The sequence below is a fragment of the Nocardioides caricicola genome, assembly GCF_039541135.1.
Lineage (GTDB): Bacteria > Actinomycetota > Actinomycetes > Propionibacteriales > Nocardioidaceae > Nocardioides > Nocardioides caricicola.
Map to the genome: position 1 here is coordinate 106,732 of NZ_BAABFQ010000007.1, position 26,743 is coordinate 133,474.

A 26,743-nucleotide genomic window follows, 5' to 3' on the forward strand; every position below is an offset into this window, starting at 1 on the left:
AGTAATCGACTGATAACATGTCAACCATGAATGCCGCGAAGGCCACCCGGATGTCCGCCGACGACCGCCGCGAGCTGATCCTGGAAGCGGCCACGAAGGCCTTCGCCAAGGGCGGGTACCACGGCACAAGCACCGACGCGGTGGCCAAGGAGGCCGGCGTCTCGCAGCCCTACGTCGTGCGCATGTTCGGCACCAAGCTCGAGCTCTTCCTCGAGGTGTTCGAACGCGCGGTGGGCCGGATCCGCGACGCCTTCGCCGCGGTCGTCGACGACCCGACGTTCGACCCCGCGAGCGAGGACGGTCGCGCCCGGATGGGCCTCGCCTACACCGAGCTCCTGCAGGACCAGGACTTCCTCCAGGTGATGATGCACGGCTTCTCCGCGGGCGGCATCGACGAGATCGCGGCGGCCGCACGCTCGTGCATGGGCGAGGTGTTCGCGACGATCCGGCGTACGGGCTGGGACGACGAGGAGGTCCGCGACTTCATCGCCTACGGGATGCTCCTGAACGTGATGATCTCGATGCGTGCCCTGGAGCACCTCGAGCCCGACGACCCGCTGGCCCCGCTCACCGCCTGCGCCTTCGGCGACACGATCGAACTGCTTGAATCGACCGCGTGACCCAGCTCGTCCTCGCCTCGGCCTCCCCCGCCCGCCTCCAGACCCTGCGCAACGCCGGCATCGAGCCGGTCGTGATCGTCTCCGGCGTCGACGAGTCCCAGCTCGACGGGCTGCCCCCGGCCGAGCTCGCGCTCCAGCTCGCCGAGCTCAAGTGCGCGGCGGTCGCGAACCGTGCCGACGTGCCGTCCGGGGCGCTCGTGCTGGGCTGCGACTCGGTGCTCGACCTCGACGGCGTCGCGCTCGGCAAGCCGGGAGACCCCGAGGAGGCCGTACGCCGCTGGCAGGACATGCGCGGGCGCTCCGGGGTGCTGCGCACGGGTCACTCGCTGCGCGACACCGCGACCGGCCGCGTGGCCGCCGCGACCGCGTCGACCACCGTGCACTTCGCGGACGTGACCGACGAGGAGGTCGCGGCGTACGTCGCGACCGGCGAGCCGCTGGTCGTCGCCGGGGCGTTCACCGTCGACGGGCTGGGCGGGGCGTTCGTGACCGGCATCGAGGGCGACCACCACAACGTGGTCGGCGTGAGCCTGCCGCTGGTCAGGGACCTGGTCGCCGAGCTGGGTCGCTCGTGGACGGAGCTGTGGGCTCCTCGATGACGTCGAGCTCGGCCAGCTCGAACACCTGCAGCGGGTGCTGCTTGAGCTCGGCCAGGACCACCGGCTTCTGGAACACCAGCGTGCGGAACAGGTAGAAGCGCGCGACCATCCCGAGGAACAGCCCGATGACGTTGGCCGCGGCGTTGTCGGAGTACGGGTCGTCGAGGCCGAGCACGTTGCGGCTGAACCACAGGCACGCGATCGGGATCAGCATCGTGGCGACGTTGATGACCACGAACAGCAGCCGGCCGCCGTCGGCGGTGCGCGGCGGGCGGTCCCGGAACACCCAGGTGCGGCTGCCGCGATAGCTGACGACCATGCCGATCAGGTTCGCGATCACGAAAGCGAAGTAGGGCTGCCCGGCGAGCGGCGCCTCCCAGCCCGTGTGGAAGCCGTGCACCAGGAAGTTGAAGATCACGACGGCGACGACCGTCGCGAGACCACCGACGGCGAGGAACCGGTACGCCTCGGTGCGGACGCGGCGCCACCGGTCGGACATGGGGAGAAGGCTATCGGCTCACCCCGGAGGGCCCGCGGCGGCTACTCGACCGGCAGGCCGAGACCCCGCGCGATGAGCATCCGCTGGACCTCGGACGTGCCCTCCCCGATCTCGAGCACCTTGGCGTCGCGGTAGAACCGGGCGACCGGGTACTCCTCCATGAAGCCGTAGCCGCCGAAGACCTGGGTCGCGATCCGGGTCGCGGTGACGGCCGACTCGGTGGCGTAGAGCTTCGCGACGGCCGCAGCCTGCTTGAAGTCCTTCGTCGGCGCGCCCTGCCCGTTCTTCTGGCCGTCCTTCATCGCGGCCGCCCGGTAGGTCAGCAGCCGGCTGGCGTGCAGCATCACCTCGAGGTCGGCGATCTGGAACGCGACGCCCTGCTTGCGGCCGATCGGGCCGCCGAACGTCTGCCGGTCGCCGGCGTACTCGACGCTCATGTCCAGGCAGGCCTGGATGCAGCCGACGGCGAGCGCCGCGATCGCGACCCGGCCGTCGTCGAGGGTCGCGAGGAACTGGGCGTAGCCCCGGCCCCGCTCGCCGAGCAGGTTGGCCTCGGGGACACGCACGCCCTCGAACGTCAGCGGGTGCGTGTCGGAGGCGTGCCAGCCGAGCTTGTCGTACGCCTTCTCGGCCGTGAAGCCGGGCGTGCCGCTCGGCACGATGATCGTGCTGATCTCGGCGGTGCCGTTCTCGCGGGTGCCGGTGCGCGCGGTCACCGTCACCAGGCTGGTGATGTCGGAGCCCGAGTTGGTGATGAACTGCTTGGCCCCGTCGACGACCCACTCGCCGTTCTCGAGGACCGCCTTGGTGCGCGTGGCACCCGCGTCGGAGCCGGCGCCGGGCTCGGTCAGGCCGAAGCCGGCGAGCGCGCTGCCGGCGACCAGGTCGGGCAGCCAGGCCTGCTTCTGCTCGTCGGTGCCGTACTCGAGGATCGGGTTGATGCCGAGACCGACCGCGGCCTCGAGCGTGATGCCCATCGACTGGTCGACGCGGCCGATCTCCTCGATCGCCACGCAGAGGCTGGTGAAGTCGCCGTCCTCCCCCGCCCCGCCGTACTCCTCGGGCGCAGTGAGGCCGAAGAGGCCGAGCGCGCCCATCTTCCGCACGACGTCGACCGGGAAGTGGTGGTCGCGGTCCCACTGCGCCGCGTGCGGCGCGATCTCGGCCTCCGCGAACTCGCGGACCGAACGGCGGAACTCTTCGTGCTCGCGGGACAGCTCGTACGTCATGCCCGCACCCTAACCGGTGTGGTTAGCGTTTGTTAACCGGCCCGGCGCTCCTCGCGCCGGCGCTCGAGGTCGGCGACGATCGCGGCCGCCTCCTCCACGAGCACGGCGACGTCGTCGTCGGTGAAGTCACGCGGCGTCACGTCGACGACGCAGCAGTTGCCGAGCACCTCCCCGCTGGAGGTGACCAGCGGGGCGCCGGCGTAGCTGCGCACCCCGTCCCGCACGGAGGTCGGGTTGACCCGGTGCAGCACGTCGGTGCTCGCGTCCGGGACGACGTACGGCTCCCGGGTGCGCACGCTGGTGGCGCAGTAGGACCACTCGATCGGGGTGCCGCCGGCCTCGGCGCTCCAGGTGTGGTCGCCGCCGTACCGCCCGACGTAGCACTGGGCGCCGTCGAGCACGATGCTGACGCCGCCGAGGGCGGTGCCGAGCCGCTGGGCGATCCGGGCGGCCGCCTGGTTCAGCTCCACCCGGAGCTCGTCGGCGAACGGGTCGAGGGAGATCACCTCGTCGAGCCGCTCGAACCGCGGGGAGCGGTCCTTGAGCAGCGTGTCCATGGCCGAGCGGGCCCAGTCCCAGGCGGGCGCCGGGGCGTCGCTGCCGCGTGCCGCGATCTCGCGGTACGCCGCGATCCGGACGAGCTGGGCGCGGCCGGCCAGCGAGGGCAGGCCGCCCATCGCGACGAGCGCGCGGGCGACGCTGTCGAGCTCCTCCAGGCCCAGCACCGGCTGGTGGGCCGGCACCTCGGCGTCGGCGCAGGCGCGCTCCCAGAGCGCGTCGACGTCCTCCGTGGTGCCGAGCCACAGGGCGCGGCGGAGGTCGGCGCGGGTGGGGGCGTGCAGACCGTGGCTGCGCAGCTTCGCGAGCGACCTGACGTCGTTCATGGTTCCTTCTTCCGGTCGGTCGATGATGGTCACGCCGCCGCTTCCTTGACGTCGTCGAGGCCCAGGAGCCGGGCCAGCTCCCGCAGGTCGAGGTCCGGGACCAGCCGGGTGCTGCCGGCCAGCCGGACGAGGGGCGCGGCCTGCACCGCGCGGTCGGGGTGTTCGAGGACGCGGCCCGCGTGCTCGGGGTCGGACCACTCGAGCGGCTCGATGCCGACGAGGGAGTCCACGGCGAACGCCGCCTGCTCGTGCCCGAGCGCGACGAGCAACAGGCACGAGGACGGGCCCTGCTCCGCGGGCTCGTGGCCGAGCACCCGGGCGAGGGACAGCACCGGGACGACGTGGCCGCGGTGCACCACGGTGCCGAGGACGTCGGCCACCGCGGACGGCGTCAGCGACGTCGACCACGGCAGGATCTCGACGACCTGCTCGAGCGGCGTGGCCAGGCCGACGCCCGCGACGTAGGTGACGTACGCCGGAGCACCCGTGGCGGCGCCACCGGTCGCGCCACCCGCGATCGCGCCGGCGAGGTCGACGGTGGTCGCCGTGCCCGCGTCGACCTCGATGTTGACCGCGGCCAGGGCGAGCAGGACGCCGTCGGTCCGCAGCCCGTGGCAGTCCAGCACCAGGCAGGCGCCGTCGCCGAGCTCGAGCATGCCGGACACCAGGTCCGGGCGGTGCGCGGCGAGCCGCGGGACGGGGAGGATCTCCGCGCCGGCGGCGCGCAGCTCGACCAGGTCGGTGACCGCCAGCACGACCTGGCCGACACCGAGGTCCAGGACGACGCCCGCGCGGACGTCGTCGTCCTGGAGGGCGGGCAGTCCGACGAAGGACATCGGGTCGACGACGGCGACCTCGCGGCCCGCGTACGTCGTGGTGCCCAGGCAGTCGCGACCGGTCAGCGGGGACGGGTCGACGCGGGTGAGCGGGATCGTGGTGTGGATCGCGTCCACGTCCAGCGCCAGCACCTGGCTCCCGCAGCGGACGAGGGTGAGGCTCGGAGCGGTCCCGGACTCCTCGGAGCTCTCGGTGACCTCCGCGACCGCGACCGGCTGGTCGGAGACGCTGGGGACGCCCGGGAGCCCGAGCAGCTGGGCGGCGTCGAGGACGCTGACGGGAAGTCGCTCGTCGCCGTGCAGGAACGCGTGGGAGACCAACAGGTCGCCGGTCGCGACGCCGAACGGCACCAGGTCGGCGTCCGGGATGCGGGCCACGCCGCGGACCTGGTCGACGACGAGGCCGACCATGCGGTGCTCGTGGGCCACGACGACGACCACCTGGTTCTCGGGGGCGTCGTGGAGGTCCAGCTGGGGGCGCAGGTCGATGACGGGCAGCACGATCGACCGCAGCGCCATCGCACCGACCAGGCCGGGAGCCGAGACCGGGAGCGGCGCCAGGGCCGACGGCCGCGGCACCACCTCGCGCAGCGCGGAGAGCGGCAGCGCGAGGTCGAGCTCGCCGAGACCGACGAGGCCGTAGACGGCGCCGGACACGCGGGTCATCCCCGCTCGGCGCCGCTGGTGACGGACGAGAGCTGGTCGATCAGCGAGTTCACGTTCGCCGACGCCTCCTGCTGCACCCGGGTCGAGGCGGAGATCGTGCGGATCGCCTCGTTGGTGCGCGAGACGCTGGTGACGATCCGCTCGAAGGCGACCTCGGCGCGCTGGGACACCTTCGAGCCCTGGTCGACCCGGTCCGCCGACTCCTCGATCAGCCGGCCGATCTGCTGGGCAGCCTCGAACGAGCGCTCGGCGAGCTTGCGGACCTCACCGGCGACGATCGAGAACCCGACCCCGTGCTCACCGGCGCGCGCGGCCTCGATGGACGCGTTGAAGGCCAGCAGGTTCGTCTGGCCGGCGATCTCGCCGATGACCTTCACGATGTCGCTGATCGACGCCGAGGACTTCTGGATCAGCGTGATCGCCTCGATGGAGGCGCGCAGCGCCTCGACCCCCTGCTCGGCGTTCGCGTGCGTCTCGGCGGCCAGCTGGGTCGCGGTCTGCGACTGGGTCGCGATCTCGGTGATCGAGCCGGCGAGCTCGCGGACCGACTCGGTCATGTCCCGGGTGCCGACGTCGATGCGCCGCTCGCGGTCGACCTCCTCGGTCACGTCGTAGGCGTACTTGATGACCTTGACGACGTTGCCGGCCAGGTCGAGCACCGGGTTGTACGTCGCCTGGATGTAGACGTCGCGGCCGTACTTGCCCTTGCGGTGGAACCGGCCCGCGATCACCTCGCCCTTGCCCAGGCGCATCCAGAAGTCGCGGTACTCGACGGAGCGGATGTACTCGTCGTCGCAGAACGTGCTGTGGTGCTGGCCGACGATCTCGCGCAGCGAGTAGCCGAGCGTCCGCAGGAAGTTCTCGTTGGCGTGGACCACCTGGCCGTCGAGGTCGAACTCGATGACCGCCTGCGCGCGGTCGACCGCGTCCACGCGGGCCTGGACCTCCGCGCTCACGAGCTTGGTCTCGGTGACGTCGGTGGCGAACTTGACCACCTTCATCGGCGCGCCCTTGGCGTCGAGGATCGGATTGTACGTCGCCTGCAGCCACACCTCGCGGCCGCCCTTGCCGAACCGGCGGTACTCCCCCGCCTCGAACTGGCCGCCGCCGAGACGCTCCCAGAAGTCGGCGTACTCCTGGCTCTGCCCGTGCTCGGGGTCCACGAACATCCGGTGGTGCTTGCCCTGGATGTCCGGCAGGGCGTAGCCGACGACGTCGAGGAAGTTGCGGTTCGCGGTGAGGATCCGGCCCTCGAGGTCGAACTCGATGACGGCCTGCGCGCGGTCGATCGCGGCCATCTTGCCGACGTGCTCGGCGTCGAGACGCTTGGCCTCGGTGATGTCCTGGGCGATCTTGACGACCTTGGTCGGGTGTCCCTCGTCGTCGAGCACGGGGTTGTACGTCGCCTGCAGCCAGACCTCGCGCCCGTCGCGGGTGACCCGGAGGAACTGGTCCTGCACGAACGCACCCGACCGCAGCCGCGCCCACAGCTCGTCGTACGACGAGGACTCGGCGTACTCCGGCGTGCAGAACGTCCGGTGGTGCTTCCCGCGGACGCCGGCGAGCGGGTAGCCCATCAGGTCGAGGAAGTTCTGGTTGGCGGTGATGACCGTGCCGTCCAGCTGGAACTCGATGACCGCGAACGAGCGGTCAACGGCCTCCGCGAGGGCGTTCAGGTCACGTGCCTCGGTCGGCGGCGTGGGCTCGGTGGCAGACGTCATACCCGGGTCATCGGCCGGGAGGGGCGCGGCCTGAGCGACCGAAAGGGTGGGTGCTCGCGACCAAACATCTGCTTGGTGCGAGATGGGCCACACGGACACCGGGGTTCCGTCGGGCCCGGCTGGCGATACCCTGCCGGGCGGGTCGCGAAGATCCGACACGTCTGGAAGCAGGAGGGGTAGTGCCCGAGAGCAAGCCGTTGCAGAAGGTCCTGATCGCCAATCGCGGAGAGATCGCGGTGCGCGTGATCCGCGCCTGCAAGGACGCCGGGATCGGCAGCGTGGCCGTGTACGCCGAGCCCGACCGCGACGCGCTGTTCGTGCGGCTGGCGGACGAGGCCCACTCGCTGGGCGGGGCCACCCCGGCCGACTCCTACCTCGACATCGCCAAGATCATCGCGGTGGCCGAGAAGTCCGGTGCCGACTCCGTGCACCCGGGCTACGGCTTCCTCGCCGAGAACGCCGACTTCGCGCAGGCCGTGATCGACGCCGGCCTGATCTGGATCGGCCCGCCCCCGGCGGCGATCGAGGCGCTGGGCGACAAGGCCAAGGCCAAGCACATCGCCGAGCGCGCCAACGCCCCCCTCGCCCCGGGCACCAAGGACCCGGTCAAGGACGCCGACGAGATCGTCGAGTTCGCCAAGGCCAACGGCCTCCCGGTCGCGATCAAGGCCGTCTTCGGCGGCGGCGGGCGCGGCCTCAAGGTCGCGCGCACCATCGAGGAGATCCCCGACGCGTTCGACTCCGCGGTGCGCGAGGCGGTCACCGCCTTCGGTCGCGGCGAGTGCCTCGTCGAGAAGTTCCTTGACAAGCCCCGCCACGTCGAGACCCAGTGCCTGGCCGACCAGCACGGCAACGTCGTGGTCGTCTCCACCCGCGACTGCTCGTTGCAGCGCCGCAACCAGAAGCTCGTCGAGGAGGCGCCCGCGCCGTTCCTGACCGAGGACCAGGTCTCTCGGCTCTACGAGTCGTCGAAGGCGATCCTCAAGGAGGCCGGCTACTACGGCGCCGGCACCTGCGAGTTCCTGGTGGCCCAGGACGGCACGATCTCGTTCCTCGAGGTCAACACCCGCCTGCAGGTCGAGCACTGCGTGTCCGAGGAGGTCACCGGTCTCGACCTGGTCCGCGAGATGTTCCGCATCGCCGCCGGCGAGGAGCTCGGCTACGGCGACCCCGAGATCCGTGGCCACTCGATCGAGTACCGCATCAACGCCGAGGACGGCGGCCGCAACTTCATGCCGGCCCCCGGGACCCTGTCCGCGTGGAGCCCGCCGCAGGGCCCCGGCATCCGCGTCGACGGGGGCTACGAGAACGGCGAGACCATCCCGGGCTCGTTCGACTCCCTCATCGCGAAGCTGATCGTCACCGGCCGCGACCGGACCCAGGCGCTGGAGCGCTCGCGCCGCGCGCTCGACGAGTTCGTCGTCGACGGCATGCCGACGGTCATCCCGTTCCACCAGGCCGTCGTGCGCGACCCGGCGTACGTCGGCGACGGCACGTCGTTCGACGTCTACACGCAGTGGATCGAGACCGACTTCGACAACCAGATCACGCCGTACGCCGGCGACTCGGCCCACGCGGAAGAGGCCGGCGAGCGGCAGAAGGTCGTCGTCGAGGTCGGCGGCAAGCGGCTCGAGGTCGTGCTGCCCGGTGGCCTCGGCGGGCTCTCGGCGGGACCGGCCGCCGGCGGCGCCAAGAAGGCCAAGCGCGCGGGCGGCAAGAAGGCCGGCGCGGCCGCGTCCGGTGACGCCGTGACGAGCCCGATGCAGGGCACCGTCGTCAAGGTCGTCGTCGAGGAGGGCCAGAGCGTCGCCGAGGGCGACACCGTGGTGGTCATCGAGGCGATGAAGATGGAGCAGCCACTCAAGGCGCACAAGGCCGGCACCGTCACCGGCCTGCAGGCCGAGGTCGGCCAGACCGTCGGCAACGGCGCCGTGATCTGCGAGCTCAAGGACTAGCCCCCTAGGGTCGACGCATGCAGCTGCGTGAGCCGAGTCAGCGGGTCAGCCCGAAGGCCCGGCTGATGTGGGCGAGCGTCGCCGCGGTCGAGGGCCTGTTCGCGACCGTCGCGCTGGCGGTCGCCGGCCCGGTGACCGGCTGGCTGCCGGTGCCGTGGTGGGCGGTCGCGCTCCTCGCGCTCGTCTCGGTGGCGTACGTCGCCGTCGTACCCCAGTGGCGCTACGCCGTGCACCGCTGGGAGGTCACCGGCACCGCGGTCTACACCCACACCGGCTGGTGGGCGCGCGAACGCCGGATCGCGCCGATGTCGCGGATCCAGACCGTCGACCACGCCGAGGGCGCGATCGCGCGGCTGTTCGGGCTGTCGACGGTGACGGTCACGACGGCGTCCGCGGCCGGCGCCCTCGAGATCGAGGGCCTCGACCGCACCCGTGCCCTGCAGCTGGTCGACGAGCTCACGCTGATGGCCGACAGCGTGCCCGGGGACGCCACGTGACCCCTCCGCCAGCAGAGTGGCAGCGCCTCGACCCGCGGATGCTGCTGATCTACCCGGTCAAGGAGCTCGTCCGGTTCCTGCCCGCGCTGATCGCGCTGTTCATCGCCGGGAGCGCCGCCAACGGCAGCGGCGAGTGGTGGCAGGTGCTCGGCATCGCGGTCCCGGTCGCGCTCGGTGTGCTGCGCTACGTCACGACCGGCTACCGGATCACCAGCGGCCGGATCGAGCTGCGCCGCGGGCTGCTGAACCGGCACGTGCTCTCCACGCCCCTCGACCGGGTGCGCACCGTCGACATCACCGCGCCGCCCGTGCACCGGCTGCTCGGCCTGACCAGCGTCCGGATCGGGACCGGCACCACGTCCGGCGGCGACGAGGACCGGATCGACCTCGACGGGCTGCCGGTCGCCCAGGCCCGTCGGCTGCGCGCCGACCTGCTGCACCTCGACGCCGAGGAGTCGTCGCCCACGCCCGGCGCCTACGCCGTCTTGGAGTTCGACCCGGCGTGGGTCCGCTTCGCCCCGCTCACGAGCACCGGTCTGGTGATCGCCGCCGGTGTCCTGGGCGTCGCCGCCCAGGGGCTCAACACGGTCAATGGCTTCGAGCGGCTGCACCCCGAGCGCCTCGCCGACGACGCCGCGCAGTGGTCGATCTGGGTCGCGGTCCCCCTCGCGCTGGTCGGCCTGGCGGTGCTGGTCTCCGCGCTGTCGATCGGCGGGTACGTCGTCAGCAACTGGGGCTTCCGGCTCACCCACACCGACGCCGGCCGTGGCGGCGCCTGGCACCTGACCCGTGGGCTGCTGACCACCCGCGAGACCACGCTGGACGACGCACGCGTGCGCGGCGTCTCGGTCGGGGAGCCCCTCGGCCTGCGGCTGGCGGGCGGGGGCCGGGCATGGGCCATCGTGACCGGCCTCGAGCAGGACACCTCGGGCAGCGCGCTGCTGGTCCCGCCCGCACCGCGGGCGGTGGTCCACCGCGCCGCCGGCGCGGTGCTCGGCTCGGTCGCACCGCTGGACGCTGCGTTGACCGGGCACGGCCCGCGCGCCCGGACCCGGCGCTACACCCGTGCCGTCGGCCCCGCGGTCCTGCTGCTGGTCCTCGTCCTGGCGCTGGTCCCCCTCGCGGACGCGCCACTCTGGGCGCCGGTCCTGGTCGCGCTCGGCGTCCCCGTCGCGGTCGCCCTGGCCGCGGACCGCACCCGCGCCCTCGGGCACGCCCTGGTCGCCGGCCACGTGGTGGTCCGGTCGGGCAGCCTGAACCGGCGCCGCGACGCGCTGGAGACCGACGGCGTGATCGGCTGGAACCTCCGTGCGACGTGGTTCCAGCGCCGCGCCGGGCTCGGCACGCTGGTCGCGACGACGTCCGGCGGACGGCAGGCGGTCACCGCGCTCGATGTGCCCGAGGCGATGGCGATCGGTCTGGCCCACTCCGCCCACCCGCACCTGATCGGACAGTTCCTGGTCGAGTCGCCTGCACAAGCCCCCACTTCGGCGTAGCCTCCGCACTATCCGAGAGGGGGCTGGCATGTCCGAGCGCACGACGGCGCGTCGCTGGTCCGGGCTGGCCCTCGCCTCCGTGCTCACGGCGACGTTGCTGTCGGTCCCCAGCGCCCAGGCGCAGGGCGGCGACGAGACCGGCTGCCTGGTGCCGTACCTGCGCGGCCTCCGGCTGCCCGCCGTGCGCGTCGAGCTGGAGTGGGCGAACTGCTCGCTCGGCACCGTGCGCCGCAAGAGCACCACGCCCGACAAGCGCGGCGAGCTGCTGTCCCAGTCGCCGCGGGCCGGCAAGGTCCGCCCGGCGCTCTACCCGGTCAACGTCACGATGGGCCGCTGAACCGTCTCGCGATGGAACTCGGCCGCCGCGCCGGCGGTCCCGCCTTATAGCGTTGCCCCATGTTCTCCAAGGTGCTGGTCGCCAACCGCGGCGAGATCGCGATCCGCGCGTTCCGCGCCGTGTACGAGCTCGACGCCCGCTCGGTCGCGGTGTTCCCCTACGAGGACCGCTGGTCCGAGCACCGGCTGAAGGCCGACGAGGCCTACCAGATCGGCGAGCTCGGCCACCCCGTCCGCGCCTACCTCGACCCGGAGGCGATCGTCGCGGTGGCCCTGCGCGCCGGTGCCGACGCCGTCTACCCGGGCTACGGGTTCCTGTCGGAGAACCCCGCGCTCGCCGAGGCGTGCGCCAACGCCGGCATCACGTTCGTCGGTCCGAGCGCCGACGTGCTGACGCTGACCGGCAACAAGGCGCGGGCGATCGCGGCGGCCAAGGCCGCCGGCGTACCCACCCTGGCGTCGGTCGACCCGTCCACCGACGTGGACGCGCTGGTCGAGGCGTCGAAGGACCTGCCCTACCCGCTGTTCGTGAAGGCGGTCGCCGGCGGCGGCGGCCGCGGCATGCGGCGCGTGGACGACCCCGCCCAGCTGCGCGAGGCGATCGAGACCTGCATGCGCGAGGCCGACGGCGCCTTCGGCGACCCCACGGTCTTCATCGAGCAGGCCGTCGTCGACCCGCGCCACATCGAGGTGCAGATCCTCGCCGACGGCGAGGGCAACGTGATGCACCTGTTCGAGCGCGACTGCTCGGTCCAGCGGCGGCACCAGAAGGTCGTCGAGATCGCGCCCGCGCCGAACCTCGACCCCGAGCTGCGCGACCGGATGTGCGCCGACGCCGTGCGCTTCGCGAAGGAGATCGGCTACAAGAACGCCGGGACCGTCGAGTTCCTCCTCGACCCGGACGGCAACTACGTCTTCATCGAGATGAACCCGCGGATCCAGGTCGAGCACACGGTGACCGAGGAGGTCACCGACGTCGACCTGGTGCAGTCGCAGCTGCGGATCGCGGCCGGCGAGACGCTCGCCGACCTCGGGCTCTCGCAGGACACCGTCGCGCTGCGCGGCGCCGCGCTGCAGTGCCGGATCACCACCGAGGACCCGGCCAACAACTTCCGCCCCGACACCGGCGTGATCACGACGTACCGCTCCCCCGGCGGCGGCGGCGTCCGCCTCGACGGCGGTACGACGTACACCGGCGCGGAGGTGTCGGCGCACTTCGACTCGATGCTCGCCAAGCTCACCTGCCGGGCGCGGACGTTCGACAAGGCCGTCGAGAAGGCGCGCCGGGCGGTCGCGGAGTTCCGCATCCGCGGCGTCTCCACGAACATCCCGTTCCTGCAGGCCGTGCTCGCCGACCCCGACTTCACCGCCGGCCGGGTGACCACCTCGTTCATCGAGACCCACCCGCAGCTGCTGCTCGCCCGCGGCACCGGCGACCGGGGCAGCAAGCTGCTCAGCTACCTCGCGGACGTCACGGTGAACCAGCCGCACGGCGCCGCGCCGGTCAGCCTCGACCCGGCCAGCAAGCTGCCGGAGGTCAACCTCGAGGTCCCGGCGCCGGACGGCACCCGCCAGCTGCTCCTCGAGGTCGGACCCGAGGAGTTCGCCCGCAGGCTGCGCGGACGCACGGACGTCGCGGTCACCGACACGACGTTCCGCGACGCGCACCAGAGCCTGCTCGCGACCCGGGTCCGCACCCGGGACCTGCTCTCGGTCGCGGGCCACGTCGCCCGGACCACCCCGCAGCTGTGGTCGCTCGAGGCCTGGGGTGGTGCGACGTACGACGTCGCGCTGCGCTTCCTGTCCGAGGACCCGTGGGAGCGGCTGGCCGCGCTGCGCCAGGCCGTCCCGAACATCTGCCTGCAGATGCTGCTGCGTGGTCGCAACACGGTCGGCTACACGCCGTACCCGACTGCGGTGACCAACGCGTTCGTCGAGGAGGCCGCGGCCACCGGTATCGACGTGTTCCGCATCTTCGACGCGCTCAACGACGTCGAGCAGATGCGGCCCGCGATCGAGGCGGTGCGCGCCACCGGCACCACGGTCGCCGAGGTCGCGCTCTGCTACACCGGCGACCTGTCCGACCCCGCCGAGAAGCTCTACGACCTCGACTACTACCTGCGGCTCGCCGAGCGGATCGTCGAGGCCGGGGCGCACGTCCTGGCGATCAAGGACATGGCCGGCCTGCTCCGGGTCCCGGCCGCGCGCACGCTGGTGACCGCGCTGCGCGAGAACTTCGACCTGCCGGTGCACCTGCACACGCACGACACCCCAGGCGGCCAGCTCGCGACGCTGCTCGCGGCCATCGACGCCGGCGTGGACGCCGTCGACGCGGCCACCGCCCCGATGGCCGGCACCACCTCCCAGCCGTCGCTGTCGGCGCTGGTCTCCGCGACCGACCACGGCCCGCGCGAGACCGGGCTGTCGCTGGCGGCGGTCTCGGCGCTGGAGCCGTACTGGGAGGCGACCCGCCGCGTGTACGCGCCGTTCGAGTCCGGCCTGCCGTCGCCGACCGGTCGGGTCTACCGCCACGAGATCCCCGGCGGCCAGCTCTCCAACCTGCGCCAGCAGGCGATCGCGCTCGGCCTCGGCGAGAAGTTCGAGCAGATCGAGGACATGTACGCCGCGGCCAACGACATCCTCGGCAACATCGTGAAGGTCACGCCGTCGTCGAAGGTCGTCGGCGACCTGGCCCTGCACCTCGTCGCGGTCGGCGCCGACCCGGAGGAGTTCGCCGAGAACCCCGCGAAGTTCGACATCCCCGACTCCGTGATCGGCTTCCTCAGCGGCGACCTCGGCGACCCGCCGGGTGGCTGGCCGGAGCCGTTCCGCAGCAAGGCGCTCGAGGGCCGCACCCACAAGCCGCCCGCCGAGGAGCTCACCGAGGAGCAGCGCGCCGGACTCGACGGCGGCAGCCCCAGCCGCCGCCGTACGCTCAACCAGCTGCTGTTCCCGGGCCCGACGCGGGAGTTCACCGAGTCGCGCGCCAAGTACGGCGACATCTCGGTGCTGCCGACGCGCGACTACCTCTACGGCCTGCGCAAGGGCGAGGAGCACGAGGTCGAGATCGAGGAGGGCAAGACGCTCATCCTCGGCGTCCAGGCGATCAGCGAGCCCGACGAGCGCGGCATCCGCACGGTGATGGCGACCCTCAACGGCCAGCTCCGCCCGGTCAACGTCCGCGACCGCAGCGTCGCGTCGGAGGTCGTCGCCGCCGAGAAGGCCGACACGTCGAAGCCCGGCCAGGTCGCAGCGCCGTTCCAGGGCGTGGTGACGATCCTGGTCGCCGAGGGCGACACGGTCGAGGCGGGCGACACGGTCGCGACGATCGAGGCGATGAAGATGGAGGCCTCGATCACCGCGCCGGTCGGCGGCACCGTCGAGCGGCTGGCCCTGGCCGGCACCCAGGCGGTGGACGGCGGCGACCTGGTGCTCGTGCTGTCCTGAGCCTGCTCAGGACGGCGTCACGATCACGTTGATCGCGCGGAGGCCGGACGACCCGGCCGCGTAGGTGTGCGGGACGTCGGCCGGCCACACGGCGTGCCCTCCGGCCGCGACCTCGACGGACCCCCCTCCGTGCTCCACCCGGCAGCTGCCCGCGAGGACGATCAGCTGCTCGACCACGCCCGGGCTGTGGGCGGGCGACGACCGGGTGACACCGGCGCTGACGCGCAGCAGCCAGACCTCCGACGTCGCCGTCCCGGTGCGGTCGGTGTGCAGCAGCACCGTCTCGAAGCCGTCGTCGGCGACGACCGCGCCGTCGGCGAAGTCCACCAGGGCCGCGAGGGGGACGCCGAGGGGGCGGGCCAGGGCGTACAGCGTGTCCAGGGTCGGGTTGCGTCGCCCGCTCTCGAGCTCGGAGAGCGAGCCCTTGCCGATGCCGGCGGCCGCGGCGAGCGCCGAGAGGGACAGCCCGCGGTCGGTGCGCAGCTGCCTGACCCGGGCGCCCACGGCGATACCCGGTTGACTGGCCACGGCGCCCTCCCACTAGCCTGCGTTCTGTTTACAGAACGGAGTGTAGCCATGACCCAGGCCGTCGTGACCCAGCACGAGGGGTCCCCCGTCGTCGCCGGGATCGTCACGGCGGTCGTCGGCTCGAGCAGCTCGTTCGTCGTGGTGCTCACCGGCCTCGCGGCCGTCGGGGCGTCTGCGGAGCAGGCCGCCTCCGGCTTCCTGACGCTGCTGGTGACGCAGGCCCTCGGGATGCTCTGGCTCAGCATCCGCCACCGCACCCCGATCACGCTGGCGTGGTCGACGCCGGGCGCCGCACTGCTGCTGTCGACGGGCACCGTGACCGGCGGCTGGGAGGCCGCGGTGGGCGCGTTCGTGGTCACCGGCGTGCTGATCGTGCTGACCGGCCTGGTGCCCGCGCTCGGCGACCTGATCGCGCGGATCCCGGTCTCGCTGGCGCGCGCCATGCTCGCCGGCGTCCTGGTGCCGATCTGCCTGGCGCCGGTGACCGGCCTGGCCGACTCCCCGGCGTACGTCGGTCCGGTCGTCGTCGCCTGGCTGGTCATGCACCGGATCTCGCGCCGGTGGGCGGTCCCGATCTCGCTCGCGGTCGCGCTGGTGGTCGTCATCCTGGCCGCCGGCTCGTCGGTGTCCGCGAGCGACCTGGTCCCCACGCTGACCTGGACCACGCCGCACTGGACCGCGCAGGCGGTCGTCAGCCTCGCGATCCCGCTGTACGTCGTCACGATGGCGTCGCAGAACGTCCCCGGCGTCGCGGTCACGTCGAGCTACGGCTACCAGGTGCCGTGGCGCGAGACGATGACGGTCACCGGCATCGGCACGGTCGTCGGCGCACCGTTCGGCGGCCACGCGATCAACCTCGCCGCGATCACCGCCGCGATGACCGCCGGCCCGATGGCCGGCCCCGACCGGAGCCGCCGCTGGATCGCGGCGGTGTCGGCGTCGTGCACCTACCTCGTGCTCGCGCTGGGCTGCGCAGCGCTGACCGCCCTGGTCGCGGCCTCGCCCGGTGACGTCATGCAGGCCGCGGCCGGCCTCGCGCTGCTCGGCACGCTCGCGACCTCGCTCGCGGGCGCGCTGGCCGACGAGGGCGAGCGCGAGGCCGCGGCGATCTGCTTCCTCGTCGCGGCCTCCGGCATCACCGTGCTCGGCATCGGCGCGGCGTTCTGGGCGCTGGTGGCCGGGCTGGTGCTGCGTCCGCTGCTCCAGCGGCCGGTCAGCTGACGGCCGGCATCGACTCCTCGACCGTCGCACCGGCGGCCTCGGGGTCCACGCCCTCGTCCGCGCCGATGTACAGGACCTGGAGCACGCTCGGTCCCTGGTTCTGGATGAAGGTGGGGTTCCCCCCGGCCGGGTAGTCGTCGCTGTGGCCGGGGTTGATCACGACACCCACCCACGCGTTGACGTGGACGATCGTCAGGTTGTACGTCGTCGCGCCCGGCGGGTTGTTCATGTTGTAGACGTACATGGTGCCCGGGACCTGTCCGAGTCCGTAGATGCGGTTGTCCGGCGGGATGTTGACCACGGCCATGGTGACCTCCGAGATAGATGACTTTCGCCGACAGTCCTCCCACGGAGGCAGCGGCGTCAAGGTGGTCTTGACAGGTTCAGCGGACCTGGAACGTCACCCAGGTCGACCGCAGCCCGAGCACGGCGCGGAACGTGTCGCCCGAGACCGCGACGCTGCCGCCCGTGCCGCGGAGCACGAGCCGGCTCACCCGTCCGCCCCACGTGCCGTTGCCGTCGCGGGCGGTGACCGCGATCCGGCGCAGGTCGCCGATCGCCGGCCACGCCTGCTCGAGGCGGTTGTCGTCGACCTTGACCGCCCAGGTGTGGACCGGGTTGCCGGACCAGCCGTCGTACGGGTCGCGCTGGGCGGGGAGGTACGACATCCCGCCGGCCGCGGTCCAGCCGCCGCTGCTCGACCCGAACTGGGTGAACGCCGGCGCACCGCCGCTGGTGAGGATCTCGCGGGCGGTCGCCTCGACGGCGCGGTTCGAGGCCGGGTGCTCGGCGTCGTAGCCGCCGTAGACCTGGCAGGACCAGGTGTCGCAGATCTGGTACGCCGAGGACCGCGGGTGGCGGCGCTCGTACGACGCGTAGGTGCGCGCCGCGACCGCCTGGGCCCGGACCGCCTCCGCGCTCCAGAGCGCCGGGATCTCGAGCGGCACGACCCCCTTGAGGTAGGCCTCGAGGCCGAGCGCGTTGACCGTGACGCGGTCGCCGGTGGACGTGACACCGATGCGGAGCCGGCCGCGGTAGGCGCGCTCGCCGCTCGGGGTCACCAGCGTGATCGGCTCGCCGCCGGCGAAGAACTCGCCCTGGCCCTTCAGCACGCGCCACGGGTGCCAGCCGCGATGCTGGTACGACACCCGGTTCACGCCGTCGCGGCCCACCGCGACCCGCCACCGGACCGCGCCGTTGTCGGGCAGCGCGACCCGCTCCTTCGACACGGTGTCGCGCACGGTCAGGCCCGAGCGGGGCCGCACGACGAGGTCGTCGGTGGTGTCGGCGGTCAGCTGCACGGTGATCCGGCGCGCACCCCGCCCCCACGTGGTCCCGGGGTAGTAGAACTCCGCGATCTGGCGGTAGGTCAGGCCGGCGCGGGCCGCGCCCTCGGCGCCGTACTGCGACATCCCGTGCCCGTGGCCGTAGCCGCGGCCCTTGATGGTGATGCTCGCGTCCGCCGGCACCGGCCAGGCGTCGGCGGCGACGGCGGGATTCGCCAACCCGAGGGTCGCTGCGAGCGCGGTCGAGATCAGCAGGGTCAGCGCACGCATGGACCAATCGCATCATCCGTCACAGAAGCCCCGCAACGGAACAGGGGTAACTACAGATCTGTAGTTTCAGCCGACCTTCAGCGAGAGCCAGGCGGACTGGAGCCCGAGCTCGCCGTAGAAGCCCGAGCCGGTCACGGTCTTCGTCCCCGCCGCGCCGGTGAGCGTGACGGAGAGGACCCGGCCGCCCCACTGTCCGTGCCCGTCGCGGCTGGTGATCTCGATGCTCTCCAGGTCACCGATCGAGGGCCAGTGCCGCTCCAGCTCGGCGTCGGTGAACGTCACCGACCCCCACGTGTCGTCGTCCCACGGGTCCTCCTGCGCGAGGAGGTACGGCGCGTCGCCGGTGACCGTCCAGCCGCCGTTGCTGGCGGTGAACTCCGTGGACGCGGGCGCTTCCCCGAAGGTCAGCACGCGGCCCTGGGTGGCGCGCACCGCCGCGTCGGAGGCGGGGTGCTCGCGGTCGACGCCGAGGTAGGACTGGTAGCGGGTCGAGTCGTCGAGGTCGTAGTACGTGCCGCCCTCGGCGCGCTCGGCAACGGCATAGCTGCGGGACGCGACCGCCTGCGCCCGCTGGGCCTGCGGGTGCCACGTCGACGCGGTGATCTCGGACGGGACGACCCCGCGGAGGTAGGCCTCCAGCGGCACCACGTTGACGGTGAGCCGGCGGCCCTGGAACGGCACCGAGCGCAGCGCGCCCCGGTAGGTCGCGGTCGCGCCGCCACCGAGGAGGAGCTGGACGGGCTTGCCGCTGGCAGTGAGCTCGAGCTGACCGCCGACCTTGCGGAACCGGTGCCAGCCACGCTGGCGGTACTCCAGGACGCTGGCGGCTCCGGACGCGACGATGCGCCACTGGGTGGCGCGGGGCTTCGCCTTGGTCAGCTTCCAGGTGGTGCCGGTGCCGACCTTGCGCGCGGTCAGGCCCGGCCGGGAGGCGACCTGGACGGCGTCGGACGTGCTGCGGCTGATCCACACGCGGACCGAGCCGCCGGCCCTCCCCAAGGCCGTCCCGGGATAGTAGGTCTCGAGGATCGCCTCGTAGTCCTGCCCGGCCTCGGCGGCGTGGTCCGCGCCGACCTGGGACATGCCCCGGCCGTGCCCGTGACCGCGTCCGTCGATGGTGATCGTCGCGCCGTCCGGGACGTCGACGGGGTCGTCGGCGATCGCCGGCGCCGCCGTGGCGACGAGCACCGTCGCGACGGCAGCAGTGATCCGGCCGAGCATGAGGCCTCCCGAGAGATCAGACGTGGTGGAGCCGGCGGGCGGCCTCCGCGATCGAGCCGCTCATCGACGGGTACACGGTAAAGGCCTGGGCAAGCTGGTCGGCCGTGAGCGACTCGGCGACCGCGATCGACACCGGGTGGATCAGCTCGCTGGCGCGGGGCCCGACGACCACGCCGCCGACGACGATGCCGGTGCCGGGGCGGCAGAGCAGCTTCACGAAGCCGTCGCGGACGCCCTGCATCTTGGCGCGCGGGTTGCCCGACAGCGGCAGCATCACGACCTCGGCCTGCATCTCGCCGGCGTCGACGGCCTGCTGCGACCAGCCGACGGTGGCGATCTCGGGCGCCGTGAAGACGTTCGACGAGACCTTCTTCAGGTCCAGCGGGTGCACGGTGTCGCCGAGGAAGTGCCACATCGCGATCCGGCCCTGCATGGCGGCGACGCTGGCGAGCATCAGCACCCCGGTGCAGTCGCCGGCGGCGTACACCCCGCGAGCGGCGGTGCGCGACACGCGGTCGACGTACACGAAGCCGCCGTCGTTGAGCACGACGCCGGCCTCCTCGAGGCCCATGTCGGTGGTGTTCGGGACCGAGCCCAGCGCGAGGATGCAGTGCGAGCCCTCGACGGTGCGGCCGTCGGTGAGCGTGACGGTGACGGTGTCGCCGGTGCGGGTCACCGACTCCATGCGCGACTTGGAGAGCACGGTCATGCCGCGGCGCTTGAGGACGTCCTCCAGTACGGCGGCCGCATCGGCGTCCTCGCCGGGCAGCACCCGGTCGCGGCTGGAGACCAGCGTGACCGGGATGCCGAGGTTGAGGTAGGCGCTGGCGAACTCCGCGCCCGTGACGCCGGAGCCGACGACGATGAGGTTGGTCGGCACCTCGGTCAGGTCGTAGACCTGCTCCCACGTGAGGATCCGCTCGCCGTCGGGCTGCGCGGTCGGCAGCGTCCGCGGCGCGGCGCCGGTGGCGAGCAGGATCGCGTCGGCGTCCAGGGACTGCTCGGTGCCGTCGGGGAGCGTCGCGACGACGCGGTTCGGGCCGTCGAGGCGCCCGCGGCCGTGCAGCACCGTGACGCCGTCGCGGGTGAGCCGGCGTTCGATGTCGGAGGACTGGTCGGTCGCGAGCTGCTTGACCCGGGCGTTGACCTTCGCGAGGTCGACGCGGATCGACGTCGCGGCGTCGCCCTCGTTGTCGTGGAAGCTGACCCCGAGCTCGGACGCCCCGGAGAGCTCGCTCATCACCTCGGCCGTGGCGATCAGGGTCTTGCTCGGCACGCAGTCGGTGAGGACCGCGGAGCCGCCGACCCCGTCGCTGTCGACGATGGTGACCTCGGCGCCGAGCTGCGCTGCGACGTGCGCAGCCTCGTAGCCACCGGGGCCACCGCCGATGATGACGACGCGTTCGGTGCTCATCAGAGGTTGATCATGTGGCCGGCGATGCCCTCGACGGCCTCCTTCATCGCCTCCGACAGCGTCGGGTGCGCGAAGACGTTCCGGGCGACCTCGTCGGCGGTGAGGTCCCACTGCTGCGCCAGCGTCAGCGCGGGGAGCAGCTCGGTGACCTCGGGGCCGATCATGTGGGCGCCGACGATCTCGTTGTACTCCGCGTCCGCGACGATCTTCACGAAGCCGACGCCCTCGGCCATGCCGCGCGCCTTGCCGTTGGCCGAGAACGGGAACGTCGCGACCTTGACGTCGTACCCCTTCTCCTTGGCCTGCTCCTCGGAGTAGCCGAACGAGGCGATCTGCGGCTGGCAGAACGTCGCCCGCGGGATCATGTCGAAGTTGATCTCGACGGTCTCGGCGCCGGCGATCGTCTCGGCCGCGACGACGCCCATCGCCTCGGCGGTGTGGGCGAGCATCAGCTTCCCGGTGACGTCTCCGATCGCGTAGACGTTGTCCACGTTGGTGCGGCCGCGGGCGTCGACCTCGATCGCGCCGCGGTCGGAGACCTTCACGCCGGCGTTCTCCAGGCCGTAGCCGTCGATGCGCGGGGCGAAGCCGAAGGCGGCGAGCATCCGGTCGGCCTCGAGCACCTGGCTCTCGCCGTCCTTGCTGACCGTGACCTTGACGCCGCTGCCGGTGTCCTCGACGTTCTCGACCTTGGTCGAGAGGAGGACCTTCACGCCGAGCTTCTTGTACTGCTTGAGCAGCTCCTTGGACACGTCGGCGTCCTCGGTCGGGACCATCCGGTCGAGGAACTCGACGATGGTGACGTCGACGCCGAAGTTGGCCATCACGTAGGCGAACTCGACGCCGATCGCGCCCGAGCCGCCGATGATGACCGAGCCGGGGAGCTGGTCGTCGAGGATCTGCTCCTCGTACGTCACGACGTTCGCGCTCTTGCTCATGCCCGGCAGCATCCGGACCTTGGCGCCGGTCGCGATGATGAGGTTGTCGAACGTGTGGGACTGCTTGTTGCCGTCCTTGTCGACCTCGACCTCGGTCGGCGACTTGATCGTGCCCCAGCCGTCGAGCTCGGTGATCTTGTTCTTCTTCATCAGGTAGTGGACGCCCTTGGCGCTGGCCTCGGCGACGCCGCGGCTGCGCTTGTGGGTCGCACCGAAGTCCATGCTCGCGTCACCGCTGATCCCGAAGGTGTCCTTCTCCTTCGTGATGATGTGCGCGATCTCCGCGTTGCGCAGCAGCGCCTTCGACGGGATGCACCCGACGTTGAGGCACACGCCGCCCCAGTACTTCTCCTCGACGACGGCGACCGTCTGGCCGAGCTGGGCTGCGCGGATGGCGGCGACGTACCCACCGGGGCCGGCACCGAGAACGAGGACGTTGAAGTGGCTCACGACCTCCAGCCTACTGAGGATGCCCGGCTCTCCCTATTCGGTCATCTACTCTTCGGCTGTGACGTTGTACGCCGCCTACGGGACCAACCTCGATCCCGTCCGGATGGGCGAGCGCTGCCCGCACTCGCCCCTCTCGACGACCGGCTGGCTGCAGGGCTGGCGCCTCACGTTCGGCGGTGAGGAGCACGGCTGGGACGGCGCCCTGTCCACGATCGTCGAGGACCCGATCGAGCAGGTCTTCGTCGCCGTCTACGACATCACCCGCGAGGACGAGGCCGCCCTCGACGGCTGGGAGGCCGCCGACCTCGGCCTCTACCGCAAGACCCGGGTCCGGGTCGCCACCCTCACCGGCGAGGTGGTCGTGTGGACCTACGTCCTCGACGCCTACGAGGGCGGCCTGCCCTCCGCGTCGTACCTCGGCATCCTCGCCGACGCCGCCGAGGCCGCCGACGCCCCCGCCGACTACGTCGCCGCCCTCCGACGCCGCCCCTGCCGCTCCATCGGCATGTAGCTGGCTGAGGGGCGGTTTCCCCGGCCCACCGGGGAAACCTGATGTTCTGGGCCGAAGCTTCACCCCAGAACGTCAGGTTTTGCCCCAACAGTCCGGCGGTCAGGCCGCAGTCGGCAGCAGCGCCCGGCGGATCATGGCGGCCGTTTGGGCAGGTCGAGCGAGGTCGGACCACACGATCCTGATGCATCGCCATCCCGTGACTCGGCAGATCTCGCGCTCCCTGTCCCGCTCGAGAAGCACGACGTCGCTGGCCCGCTCACCCTCGCGCAGAAGCTTCTCGTACTTGACCTTGCCGTCGAACTCGAGGAAGACGCCGAGTTCTGGCCAGGCGAAATCGACCCGGGCGATGACCTTCCCGTGCTCGTCCTTGACCTCGTACTGCGGTTCTGGCATCGGAAGACCCTGGCGGAAGCACAGGTAGTAGGTCCGACACTCGCCGACTGACTCAAATCGCTTGTCCGACAAACGCAGCACCAGGTCGGTTCGAAGCGTGTCTGGCCAGTGCCGCATCAGTTGATAGCGCTCTCGAAGCTCCTGAATCGTCGTCGCACCGCTGTGCATGAGCAGGCTGACCACGCAGATGCTCGCTTCGACGTCCGCGACCATGGTCACCTCGAGAGCCATACGAGTCGGGGCCATCACGTCGAGCCCGTCGACGGTCATGACATCGCCGTCGATCAACGCACCGCAGTGCTGCTGCACTCCGGCCTCTGACCGCCCGGCGTTGCCGTCCGATCTCGTCAGGTGGATCACGTCGAGGTCGATACCCCACGTGGGTGCGTCGGCGAACGCCAGCGCCGACGTGTGCGAGACGACCACCTGGGTCCGCGCCTGGGCTGCCGCCGCACGGGCGACGAGCGCGTGCCGATCGGCCGAATCGAGCGAGCGCCACGTCGCGGAGTCGACGTACGCTCCGTGCCGGATCCGTACCCAGTCGCCGCCTTGGACCCGACGAGCAATCGCCCGGTCGTTGTAGCCCTCTTCGAGCAGGTGCTTGCGCAGCATGATCCGACCCCGGCGCGGATCGTTGAGCGGAATCATCATGGGATCCATCTGCCCGCGGTCGCCCGGCCGAACTCTGATGAATCGCGATCTGTGGACAGAGATCGTTCGGTACTTCTCGGGCAATGCCTGAACTTCTCGGCCGAAGCTTTGCACGAGAACGTCAGGTTTCCCCGGCCCACCGGGGAAACCTGCACGGAGCTAGCTCGGCGCCACCGTGTGGCACACCGCCTCGACGTTGTTGCCGTCGGGGTCGCGCACGAAGGCGCCGAAGTAGGTGGGGTGGTACTCCGGGAAGTGGCGGGGCTCGTGGAGGACCTCGGCGCCCTGCTCGACCGCGGCGTCGAAGAAGGAGCGGACGGCGTCGGCGGAGGTCGCGGTGAAGGCGACGTGGATCTCGCGGTTCGGCCCCGACGCGGGTCCCTCCTCGGGCTGGCGGCCGATCCAGAAGTCCGGCTTGTCGGTGCCGTAGCCGATCGCGACGCCGTGGTCGAGGATCCGGCGGTGGCCGAGGACGCCCAGGACAGCGTCGTAGAAGGTCGCGGAGCGCTCGAGGTCGCTGCAGTTGATGCCCAGGTGGTCGATCATGGGTCGATCCTGCACGAGTTCACCGACATCGCGCCTCGCCACTATTGTCGGGACGGTGACTCAGGAGAACCCCTACGAACTCGCCGCCCACGCCGCCGAGCGACTCGCCGACCTCACCGGGGTCGAGCGCCACGACGTGGCCCTCGTCCTCGGGTCCGGCTGGCTCCCGGCCGTCGACGCGCTCGGCGAGGCGACCGCCGAGATCAGCACCACCGACCTGCCCGGCTTCAGCGCCGCCGCCGTCGCCGGCCACTCCGGCAAGATCCGCTCCATCCGGGCCGGCGACCGCAACCTCCTCGTGTTCCTCAGCCGCACGCACTACTACGAGGGCAAGGGCGTCGCGGCGGTCGTCCACGGCGTGCGTACGGCGGCCCGCGCCGGCTGCCGCTCGATCGTGCTGACCAACGGCTGCGGCGGCCTCCGCGAGACCTGGACGCCCGGCACCCCCGTGCTGATCAGCGACCACATCAACCTGACCGGCACGTCCCCCATCGTGGGCGCGAACTTCGTCGACCTGACCGACCTCTACAGCAGCCGGCTGCGCACGATGTGCCGCGAGGTCGAGCCGAGCCTCGACGAGGCGGTCTACGTGCAGTTCCCCGGCCCGCACTACGAGACCCCGGCCGAGGTGCGGATGGCCGGCATCCTCGGCGGCGAGCTGGTCGGCATGAGCACCACCCTCGAGGCGATCGCCGCCCGCGAGGCCGGCATGGAGGTGCTCGGCATCAGCCTGGTCACCAACCTCGCCGCCGGCATCAGCGACCAGCCCCTCAACCACGAGGAGGTCCTCGAGGCGGGCAAGGCCGCCGCCTCGCGGATGGGAGAGCTGCTCGGCCGGATCGTCCCGCGGATCTGATGTCCGAGACGCGCCGCGCGCTGGTCGAGGCCGCGACCGAGGCGTTCGCCGAGCAGGGCGTGTTCACCGCGTCGCTGGTCGAGATCACCCGGCGCGCCGGCCAGCGCAACCGCGGCGCGGTCCACTACCACTTCGGCTCGCGCGAGGGCCTGCTCGTCGCCGTGCTCGAGCAGCACGCCGGCTTCCTCGCCGAGCGCGAGGAGGTGCTGCTCGCCCGGGCCCGCAGCAGCCCCGGCCTCGCCCCGGTCCTCGAGGCGATCGTGCGGCCCGCAGTGGAGCTCGCCGAGACCGGGCCGTCCGGGCGGCAGTACCTCGTGATCATCGGCGAGCTCGTCGAGGAGTACGACCGGCTCGACGACGCGGTCGACGAGGCGCTGCGCCACACGGGCGGGTACGCCGTGTTCGAGCTGCTCGAGCAGCGCCTGCCCGACCTCGACGACGCGCTCCGCAACGAGCGGCTCGCCCTGGTCACCGGCTTCATCCTGCGCTCGGTCGCCGACCGGGCCCGCGCCCAGCAGTCCGGCAGCCCGGGCCGCTCGCAGCTGCCGACCGAGCGGTTCGTCCGCAACCTGCTCGCCATGGCCGCCGCGATGGCTGACGCCCCGGCCGTTGACGTCTAAAACCCACTCTTAGTAGCGTCCGCCCATGAGGGCAGTCCGCGTGGTGCGTCAGGGTGAGCCGGTCGACGCGATCGAGGTGCGCGACGACGTCGACGTACCCGAGCCGGGCCCGGGCCAGGTCCGGGTCGCGGTCGCCGCCGCCTCCCTCAACTTCGGCGACGTCGCCCGCTGCCGCGGCGGTGTCGCGGCGGTGATGGCCCAGCCGCCGTTCACGCTCGGCATGGACGTCGCCGGGGTCGTCGAGGCCGCGGGCGAGGGCGCCGAGCACTGGGTCGGCCGCCGCGTCGTCGGGATGTCCCCGCAGTCGTTGGGTGGGCTCGCCGAGAAGGCCCTGGCCGGCAGCGTGTTCGACGCGCCTCCCGAGCTCGACGACGCCGAGGCGGCGGCGTTCACGCTGCCGTTCCACGTCTCCTATCTCGCGCTGCACGAGCGCGCGGCGCTGCAGCCGGGCGAAACCGTGCTCGTGCGCGGCGGCGCCAGCGCGGTCGGTACGGCGGCGATCCAGCTCGCCAGGGCCGCGGGGGCGACCGTCATCGCCACCGCCGGCGGCCCGGACAAGACCCGTCTGTGCGCCGAGCTCGGCGCCGAGGTGACCATCGACCACACGACCGCCGACGTCTTCGACGCGGTCATGGACGCCACCGGCGACCGCGGGGCCGACGTGATCTTCGACCCGATCGGCGGCGAGCAGACCGAGACGCTGTGGACGTGCGGGGCGCTCGGTGGCCGCTACCTCGCGGTCGGGTTCAACGACGACCCCGAGTCCGGGCTCACCGGTCGCCCGCTGCGCAAGCTGTCGATGGCGAACATGTCCGTGCTCGGCGTGCTGCTGGCCTACCTCGACACCCCGCGCGACTTCCGCCGCTTCGGGATCAACGCGTTCCCGCCCGCGACCGGCGAGCGGGTGCACGCGGCGCTGCTGGAGCTGGTCGCGAGCGGGAGCATCCGCCCGGTGGTCGGCCGCCGGATCGGGATGGACGACGTCGCGGGCGCGCTCGCCGACCACGCCGCCCGCCGTACGACCGGCCGGACCGTCGTGGTGCTGGGCTAACC

At 72.1% G+C, this 26,743-nt stretch carries 25 protein-coding genes; 12 read left to right on the top strand and 13 right to left on the bottom strand.

The window, feature by feature from the left end; translation table 11 throughout:
* Positions 1–17 precede the first annotated feature (17 nt).
* On the top strand, positions 18–620 hold the full coding sequence (locus ABD875_RS14555; protein WP_345178273.1) for a TetR/AcrR family transcriptional regulator: 603 nt from the start codon (positions 18–20) through the stop codon (positions 618–620).
* Positions 617–1,219, top strand: a complete 603-nt coding sequence (locus ABD875_RS14560) for a Maf family protein (RefSeq protein ID WP_345178277.1) — start codon at positions 617–619, stop codon at positions 1,217–1,219. Before ABD875_RS14555 ends, ABD875_RS14560 begins: the two co-directional genes overlap by 4 nt.
* Here the strand turns inward: ABD875_RS14560 and ABD875_RS14565 are convergent.
* From ABD875_RS14565 to ABD875_RS14585, 5 genes are read right to left on the bottom strand one after another with little or no spacing between them, the layout of a single operon-like run.
* On the bottom strand, positions 1,161–1,718 hold the full coding sequence (locus ABD875_RS14565; protein WP_345178279.1) for a GtrA family protein: 558 nt from the start codon (positions 1,716–1,718) through the stop codon (positions 1,161–1,163). The genes ABD875_RS14560 and ABD875_RS14565 overlap by 59 nt on opposite strands.
* A 41-nt stretch (positions 1,719–1,759) precedes the next feature.
* On the bottom strand, positions 1,760–2,947 hold the full coding sequence (locus ABD875_RS14570; protein WP_345178282.1) for an acyl-CoA dehydrogenase family protein: 1,188 nt from the start codon (positions 2,945–2,947) through the stop codon (positions 1,760–1,762).
* Between the two features lie 32 nt (positions 2,948–2,979).
* Entirely contained in the window at positions 2,980–3,831 is an 852-nt protein-coding gene (locus ABD875_RS14575; protein WP_345178284.1) for a GAF domain-containing protein, read from the bottom strand.
* A gap of 29 nt (positions 3,832–3,860) precedes the next feature.
* Positions 3,861–5,324, bottom strand: coding sequence for a chemotaxis protein CheW (locus tag ABD875_RS14580; protein ID WP_345178287.1), 1,464 nt, complete (start codon positions 5,322–5,324; stop codon positions 3,861–3,863).
* 5 nt (positions 5,325–5,329) lie between these two features.
* Positions 5,330–7,054, bottom strand: a complete 1,725-nt coding sequence (locus ABD875_RS14585) for a methyl-accepting chemotaxis protein (protein ID WP_345178292.1) — start codon at positions 7,052–7,054, stop codon at positions 5,330–5,332.
* A 179-nt stretch (positions 7,055–7,233) separates the two neighbouring features.
* Here ABD875_RS14585 and ABD875_RS14590 point away from each other — a divergent pair, with 179 nt between their 5' ends.
* From ABD875_RS14590 to ABD875_RS14610, 5 genes are read left to right on the top strand one after another with little or no spacing between them, the layout of a single operon-like run.
* Positions 7,234–9,009 carry an acetyl/propionyl/methylcrotonyl-CoA carboxylase subunit alpha gene (locus tag ABD875_RS14590; RefSeq protein WP_345178295.1) on the top strand — a complete coding sequence of 592 codons (1,776 nt, stop codon included), beginning with the start codon at positions 7,234–7,236 and terminating at the stop codon, positions 9,007–9,009.
* 17 nt (positions 9,010–9,026) lie between these two features.
* Positions 9,027–9,506: a PH domain-containing protein gene (locus ABD875_RS14595; RefSeq protein WP_345178299.1), complete on the top strand. Its 480-nt coding sequence runs from the start codon at positions 9,027–9,029 to the stop codon at positions 9,504–9,506.
* Positions 9,503–11,002, top strand: a complete 1,500-nt coding sequence (locus ABD875_RS14600) for a PH domain-containing protein (protein WP_345178301.1) — start codon at positions 9,503–9,505, stop codon at positions 11,000–11,002. Before ABD875_RS14595 ends, ABD875_RS14600 begins: the two co-directional genes overlap by 4 nt.
* 28 nt (positions 11,003–11,030) lie before the next feature.
* Positions 11,031–11,339 (top strand): hypothetical protein, encoded by a 309-nt coding sequence (locus tag ABD875_RS14605; protein ID WP_345178303.1) that lies wholly within the window; start codon positions 11,031–11,033, stop codon positions 11,337–11,339.
* A 59-nt stretch (positions 11,340–11,398) separates the two neighbouring features.
* Positions 11,399–14,785 (top strand): pyruvate carboxylase, encoded by a 3,387-nt coding sequence (locus ABD875_RS14610; RefSeq protein ID WP_345178306.1) that lies wholly within the window; start codon positions 11,399–11,401, stop codon positions 14,783–14,785.
* Positions 14,786–14,791: 6 nt separating this feature from the next.
* Here ABD875_RS14610 and ABD875_RS14615 read toward each other — a convergent pair whose 3' ends face one another.
* On the bottom strand, positions 14,792–15,313 hold the full coding sequence (locus ABD875_RS14615; RefSeq protein ID WP_345178310.1) for a helix-turn-helix domain-containing protein: 522 nt from the start codon (positions 15,311–15,313) through the stop codon (positions 14,792–14,794).
* 48 nt (positions 15,314–15,361) lie between these two features.
* On the opposite strand from ABD875_RS14615, the gene ABD875_RS14620 reads away from it, so the two are divergent.
* The gene (locus tag ABD875_RS14620; RefSeq protein ID WP_345178313.1) at positions 15,362–16,534 is read left to right on the top strand and encodes a benzoate/H(+) symporter BenE family transporter; all 1,173 of its coding nucleotides are present in this window, start codon (positions 15,362–15,364) and stop codon (positions 16,532–16,534) included.
* Here the strand turns inward: ABD875_RS14620 and ABD875_RS14625 are convergent.
* The 5 genes from ABD875_RS14625 to lpdA all read right to left on the bottom strand — a co-directional run bounded on the left by ABD875_RS14625 (position 16,527) and on the right by lpdA (position 22,113).
* A complete protein-coding gene (locus ABD875_RS14625) occupies positions 16,527–16,841 on the bottom strand; it encodes a hypothetical protein (protein ID WP_345178319.1) in 315 nt (104 codons plus the stop codon). The two genes, ABD875_RS14620 and ABD875_RS14625, sit on opposite strands and share 8 nt — an antisense overlap.
* Positions 16,842–16,917: 76 nt before the next feature.
* Positions 16,918–18,090 (bottom strand): SpoIID/LytB domain-containing protein, encoded by a 1,173-nt coding sequence (locus ABD875_RS14630; protein WP_345178321.1) that lies wholly within the window; start codon positions 18,088–18,090, stop codon positions 16,918–16,920.
* A 66-nt stretch (positions 18,091–18,156) separates the two neighbouring features.
* Complete coding sequence (locus tag ABD875_RS14635; RefSeq protein WP_345178324.1) at positions 18,157–19,311, bottom strand: SpoIID/LytB domain-containing protein; 1,155 nt, start codon at positions 19,309–19,311, stop codon at positions 18,157–18,159.
* 16 nt (positions 19,312–19,327) lie between these two features.
* Complete coding sequence (locus ABD875_RS14640) at positions 19,328–20,725, bottom strand: NAD(P)H-quinone dehydrogenase (protein ID WP_345178325.1); 1,398 nt, start codon at positions 20,723–20,725, stop codon at positions 19,328–19,330.
* Complete coding sequence (lpdA, locus tag ABD875_RS14645; RefSeq protein ID WP_379187772.1) at positions 20,725–22,113, bottom strand: dihydrolipoyl dehydrogenase; 1,389 nt, start codon at positions 22,111–22,113, stop codon at positions 20,725–20,727. Before lpdA ends, ABD875_RS14640 begins: the two co-directional genes overlap by 1 nt.
* 58 nt (positions 22,114–22,171) lie before the next feature.
* On the opposite strand from lpdA, the gene ABD875_RS14650 reads away from it, so the two are divergent.
* Complete coding sequence (locus ABD875_RS14650) at positions 22,172–22,624, top strand: gamma-glutamylcyclotransferase (RefSeq protein WP_345178329.1); 453 nt, start codon at positions 22,172–22,174, stop codon at positions 22,622–22,624.
* Positions 22,625–22,723: 99 nt separating this feature from the next.
* On the opposite strand, the gene ABD875_RS14655 is transcribed toward ABD875_RS14650, so the two are convergent.
* A complete protein-coding gene (locus tag ABD875_RS14655; protein ID WP_345178333.1) occupies positions 22,724–23,668 on the bottom strand; it encodes a hypothetical protein in 945 nt (314 codons plus the stop codon).
* 159 nt (positions 23,669–23,827) lie between these two features.
* Complete coding sequence (locus tag ABD875_RS14660; RefSeq protein WP_345178337.1) at positions 23,828–24,214, bottom strand: VOC family protein; 387 nt, start codon at positions 24,212–24,214, stop codon at positions 23,828–23,830.
* Between the two features lie 55 nt (positions 24,215–24,269).
* Between ABD875_RS14660 and ABD875_RS14665 the strand changes: the two genes are divergently transcribed.
* From ABD875_RS14665 to ABD875_RS14675, 3 genes are read left to right on the top strand one after another with little or no spacing between them, the layout of a single operon-like run.
* Positions 24,270–25,070, top strand: a complete 801-nt coding sequence (locus ABD875_RS14665) for a purine-nucleoside phosphorylase (RefSeq protein ID WP_345178341.1) — start codon at positions 24,270–24,272, stop codon at positions 25,068–25,070.
* Positions 25,070–25,690 carry a TetR/AcrR family transcriptional regulator gene (locus ABD875_RS14670; protein WP_345178347.1) on the top strand — a complete coding sequence of 207 codons (621 nt, stop codon included), beginning with the start codon at positions 25,070–25,072 and terminating at the stop codon, positions 25,688–25,690. Before ABD875_RS14665 ends, ABD875_RS14670 begins: the two co-directional genes overlap by 1 nt.
* Before the next feature lie 25 nt (positions 25,691–25,715).
* The gene (locus ABD875_RS14675; RefSeq protein ID WP_345178350.1) at positions 25,716–26,741 is read left to right on the top strand and encodes an NADPH:quinone oxidoreductase family protein; all 1,026 of its coding nucleotides are present in this window, start codon (positions 25,716–25,718) and stop codon (positions 26,739–26,741) included.
* The last annotated feature ends 2 nt before the right edge of the window (positions 26,742–26,743 follow it).